We start from the raw sequence: 1,004 nt of genomic DNA, 5'->3' as shown, positions 1-1,004 counted from the left end.
GGCTGAACGGTGTCGCCGGCCACACGCCACCCTTGCCTGCCCGGTCTTTGGCTGCGCCCTCCTTGTCGGCTAGAAAGGCGGAGTCGCCGAACAGCGCCACCGCCAGGGGATCGAGGTCGAGTTCGTCGAGCGCCAGCGCCCCGGCCAGATGTGGCACGCCGTCCTTTACATCGATATTGACGTCGCCGGACACCGCCGCTTCGTTGATGGCGCCGCTGAGTTCGTCCAGCACCAGCAGGCCGTTGCCGTAGTCGCCCTGCGCGGCGAGCGACGTCGACATGCCCGCCCCCATGCCTGGCAGGCCGATGCCCGACGTCATCAGCCACGGCTCGATGTCGGCGGCATCGAGGCTGAGCTTGCCCTTGGCGGCGAGGCCTTGCGGCGTGTCGGCGATCGTTCCCTCGAAACCGGCCTTGAAGTCATTGCCGGCAAGGCTGAAATTCGTCGCCAGGCCGCCGCCAAACGTGCCCTTGGCCTGAATATCGGTGTTTGCCTCGCCCAGCATGCCGAGCGGCAGCGCCGGCAGGCCATAGAGCGCCAGCAGCGCGGTGGCATCAGGGTTCTTGGCGTTGAAGGTCAGCGCCACCGGCGCTTCGAGAAGCTTGTCCACCACGCCCTTCCCCGACAGCGACGCCGAAAAGGCCGAGCCGCCGGCCTTGCCTTGCCCGCTTACCGCCAGGCCCGTGGTGCCGTCGCCATTGTCGGCTGCACTCGCCACCAGGTCGATGCGCGCATCCTGGAACAGCTCGGGATAGGCAGCAGCACGGCTCGACAGTCCCCTGAGCACGGCACTGTCGGGATAGTGCTGGGCGGCGACATCGATCAGCGGCTTCAGATCGACGGCAACCACCGACGCATCGAGCTTGCCGGTCGGGCTCGCGGGGAAATCCTTGATCCGGCCGGTGGCGCTGATCGAGGCGCCGGCCAGCCCGCCCACCGAAAGCCGGTCGATTTCGAGCAGCCCGTCGCGCAGCCTGAGCGCCGTGTCGACCGTGTCGGCGGTC

General features: G+C 68.2%; 1 pseudogene. It reads right to left on the bottom strand.

The features are described from left to right. Positions 1-1,004 (bottom strand): annotated as a pseudogene (locus EN994_RS32965) (AsmA protein); the annotation flags it as partial.

The organism is Mesorhizobium sp. M7A.F.Ca.CA.002.09.1.1 (genome assembly GCF_003998555.1).
GTDB lineage: Bacteria > Pseudomonadota > Alphaproteobacteria > Rhizobiales > Rhizobiaceae > Mesorhizobium > Mesorhizobium ciceri.
The sequence above is the reverse complement of the archived record's forward strand: the minus strand, read 5'-3'. Positions and strand labels throughout refer to the sequence as shown.